At 70.6% G+C, this 4,390-nt stretch carries 1 protein-coding gene; it reads right to left on the bottom strand.

Going from position 1 to position 4,390, the window contains the following annotated elements; all coding sequences use genetic code 11:
* The coding region (locus K8638_RS43910; RefSeq protein WP_223760762.1) for a non-ribosomal peptide synthetase at positions 1-4,390 on the bottom strand (4,390 nt) is incomplete at both ends.

Below are 4,390 nucleotides of genomic sequence, written 5' to 3'. Positions count from 1 at the left end.
CCTCCTGCCCCGAGTACCTCGATAGCACCGCCTGGAATGCCGCCAGCAGCACCATGAACGGCGTTGCTCCCTCACGCCGTCCGAGCACCCCCATGTCCCGCCACAGCGTCTTCGGCCACAGCGCCTGTCGGATCTCGCCACGGTACGTCTGCACCGCCGGACGCGGCTTGTCCGTGGGCAGTTCCAATGCAGCGGGAGCGCCGTCGAGCTGCTGCTTCCAGTACCCGAGCTGCGACTCCAGCACCTCGCCCTTCAGCCAGTCGCGCTGCCACACCGCATAGTCCGGGTACTGCACCGGCATCTCGGGAAGCCGCGGCGGCTGGCCCTGGGAGAATGCCTCATACAGAGAGGCAACCTCGCGCACGAGGACGCCCATCGACCAGCCGTCCGACACGATGTGGTGCATCACCAGCACCAGCACGTGCTCCTGCTCCCCGAGCCGCAGCAGCGACGTCCGCAGCAGCGGCCCCTCCGCCAGGTCGAACGGGCGGAGTGACTCCTCCTCCGCCCGGCGGCGCGCATCCTCGTCGCGCAGCGCCCGCGGATGGCCGTCCAGGTCCACGACCTCGAGTGCCACACGCCCAGCGGGAGAGATGACCTGCACGGGCAGGCCTCCCTCGGCGCGGAAGGTGGTGCGCAGGGACTCGTGTCGTCGCACCAGCTCCTCGAAGCTCCGCTCCAGTGCGCCCACGTCCAGCGGGCCCGTCAGCTTCACCACCGCGGGCACGTTGTAGAAGGCACTGCCCGGAGCGAGCTGCTCCAGGAACCAGAGCCGCTGCTGTGCGAACGACAACGGCAGGACGTTCTGCTGTTCCGGCCGCCTCTTCAGCGGCGGCGCCACGAAGCCCACACCCGCGCGTACGGCACGCTCCACCCGTTCGGCGAGCGCCGCCACGGTGGGCGCCTCGAAGAGGTCCCGCAGCGGCAGTTCGATTCCGAAAGCGCCGCGGATCCGCGAGATGGCCTGCGTGGCCAGCAGGGAATGCCCGCCCAGCTCGAAGAAGCCACTGTGTACGCTGACCTGAGCGAGCCCGAGCACCTCCGCGAAGAGGCCCGCCAGCACCTCCTCGGTTGCGTTCCGTGGCGCGGTGAAGGCTTCTGGCTCCGCCGCCAGCAGCTCCGGCACCGGCAGCGCCCCGCGATCCACCTTTCCGTTGGGAGTCAGGGGCAGCGCGTCCAACACCACGAAGGACTGCGGCACCATGTAGTCGGGCAGCGTCTTCCCCAGGAAGTCGCGGAGCGCCTCGGGCTCCACCGACGTCCCCGGCCGGGGCACGGCATACGCGACGAGCCGCTTTCCGCCCGTCTGGCCTTCGCGCGCCAGCACCACCGCCTCGCGCACCGCCGGGTGGCGCTCCAGCGCCGCCTCGACTTCGCCGGGCTCCACGCGGTAGCCGCGGATCTTGAGCTGGTGGTCCACACGGCCGAGGAACTCGACCCGGCCATCCGCCAGCAGGCGTGCCCGGTCTCCCGTCCGGTACATCCGCGCCCCCGGCACGTCTGAGTACGGATCCGGCACGAAGCGCACTGCCGTCAGGTCCGGGCGGCCCAGGTAGCCACGGCCGACGCCATCACCCCCGATGCACAGCTCCCCCGGGATGCCCGTGGGCACCGGGGACAGCCGCGCATCCAGCACATAGATGCGCGCGTTTGGAATGGGCCGGCCGAGCGGCACGGACGCGGAGACGCGCCCCTCCCCTCCGCGCTCCACCCGCAGGGTGAGCACACCCACCGTCGTCTCGGTGGGGCCGTAGTGGTTGAACACCTTCAGCCCTGACGACAGCGAGTGGATTCGGTCGGTGAGCGACCAGTCCAGCACGTCGCCGCCCAGCACCAGGCGCTGGCGTGGCAACACCCGCTCGGGCCTTCCGGATGCCAGGAGCGCCTGGAGGTGCGCGGGGACGAGCTTCAGGCAGTCCACCTGCTCGCGCTCGAAGAGTGCGGACAGCGCCGCCGGATCCGAGGCCTGCTCACGCGACACGAGGTGCAGCGCGCCACCACGGCAGAGCGCCGGGAAGACAGCGGTGTTTCCAAGGTCCGCCGCCAGCGTGGACACGGAGGCGAAGCTCGCGCCCTCCGGAAGCTCCAGCCGGCGCGAGACGCCTTCCACGTAGTTGACGAGCTGCCGGTGCTCGATGGCCACGCCCTTCGGCCGGCCCGTGGAGCCGGAGGTGAAGATGACGTACGCGAGGTTCTCCGGCACCGCCACGGGCAGCGGATTGGCGTCACTCCTGCCAGCCAGCACGGCGGCATCGGAGTCCAGACGGATCACGGCACCCGCCGTCCACCCGAGCCCGGCTGCCAGCGCCGCCTGCGTGACGAGCGCACGGGCCCCCGCGTCCGCGAGGACGCCTCGGAGGCGCTCAGTGGGGAATGCCGGGTCCAGGGGAACGTAGGCGCCGCCGGCCTTGAGGATGCCCCACAGGCCCACGAGCGCACTGGCGGAGCGGTCCAGGTACAGGCCCACCGGCACGTCTGGACCGACACCGAGCCCACGCAGGTGGTGCGCGAGCTGGTTCGCCCTGCGATTCAGCTCCCGGTACGACAGCCGGGAGTCCTCCGCGACGACGGCCTCCGCGTCGGGCGTCCGCTCCACCTGCGCCTCGAAGAGGGCGTGGATGGTGGCGGGTGGGAAGGTGGCGCGTGTGTCGTTCCACTCCACCAACAGCCGCCGCTGCTCCGTGTCGCCCAGCAGTGGCAGGTCCGCCAGCCGCGTATCCGGGGCGCGCACGGCCGCCTCCAGCAGCACCCGCAGGTGCCCCGCGAGCCGGTCCATCGTGTCGCGCTCGAACAGGTCGCGGTTGTAGACGACGGTGACGGAGAGCCCCTGGGGCTGCTCGGTCATCTCGACGGACAGGTCGAACTTGGACGTCCGGGCCTCCGCGTTCATGCCCGCCAGCGTCAGTCCCGGCAGCCGCAGCTCCGTCGCCGGCGTGTTCTGGAGGATGAACATCACCTGGAACAACGGGCTCCGGCTCAGGTCCCGCTCCGGCTTGAGCGCTTCGACCAGCCGCTCGAAGGGGACGTCCTGGTGCGCATACGCCCCGAGCGTGACCTCACGTGCCTGATGCACGAACTGCCGGAACGTGGGGTTGCCGTCGAGCCTCGCGCGCAGCACCAGCGTGTTGACGAAGAAGCCGATGAGGCCCTCCGTCTCCGCCCGGGTGCGGTTGGCGATGGGCGAGCCCACGCACACGTCGTCCTGCCCCGAGTAGCGCGAAAGCACTGTCTGGAACGCCGCCAGCAGCACCATGAAGGGCGTGGCACCCTCACCGTGCGCCAGTGCCTTCACGGACTCCCAGAGCTCTCTCGGCCACTGGAAGTCGCGGCTCTCTCCGCCGAAGGTCTGCACCGCCGGCCGGGGCTTGTCCGTGGGCAGCTCCAGCGCCCTGGGCGCACCCTGGAGCTGCTGCTTCCAGTACGCGAGCTGGGCGTCCAGCACCGCGCCCGCGAGCCACTCCCGCTGCCAGACCGCGTAGTCCGCGTACTGGAGGGGCAGCTCGGGCAGGGGCGACGGCAGGCCCTGCGCGCACGTTTCGTACAGGGCGCCCATCTCGCGGATGAGCACGTCCATCGACCAGCCGTCCGAGACGATGTGGTGCATCACCAGCACCAGCACGTGCTCCTGCTCCGAGAGCTTGAGCAGCGTGGTCCGCAGCAGCGGGCCCTGCTCCAGGTTGAACGGGCGCTGGGCCTCCAGCTCGATGAGCCGCGTCGCTTCCGCCGAACGCTCCGCCTCGGGCGCGCTGCTCAGGTCCTCGACTCGAAGGTGCACACGCGCCTTGGGCGAGATGACCTGCACCGGCGATCCATTCCTGTCCTCGAAGGTCGTGCGCAACGACTCGTGCCGGAGCACCAGCGCCTCGAAGGCCTGCTCCAGGGCTTCGACCTTCACCACGCCCGTCAGCTTCACCGCGACGGGGATGTTGTAGGAGTGGCTGCCCGGCTCCAGCTGGTCCAGGAACCACAGCCGTTGCTGCGCGAAGGACAGCGGCAGCGCGCTCGTGCGAGGCACCCGCTCGAGGGGCGGAGCCTTCAGACCCGGCGCGGTGGTGAGTGTCTGCTCCAGGCGTCCGGCCAGCTTCTCCACCGTGGGAGCCTCGAAGACGTCCCGCAGCGGCAGCTCCACCCGGAATGCCTCGCGCACCCGGGAGACCAACTGTGTGGCCAGGAGTGAGTGCCCGCCCAGCTCGAAGAAGTCCCCGTGCAGGCCTACGTCCTTGACGTTCAGCACCTCCGCGTAGATGGTCGCCAGCTTCTTCTCCGTCTCCGTCCGCGGCGCCTCGAAGCTCTCCGAAGCGGACACCTGGAGGTCCGGCGCGGGCAGGGCCTTGCGGTCCACCTTGCCGTTGGGCGTCAGCGGCAGCACGTCCAGCACCACGTACGCCGA

The sequence above is a fragment of the Myxococcus sp. RHSTA-1-4 genome (genome assembly GCF_020037125.1).
Lineage (GTDB): Bacteria > Myxococcota > Myxococcia > Myxococcales > Myxococcaceae > Myxococcus.
Note: the sequence above shows the minus strand (reverse complement) of the source record. Positions and strands in the feature narration are given on the sequence as shown.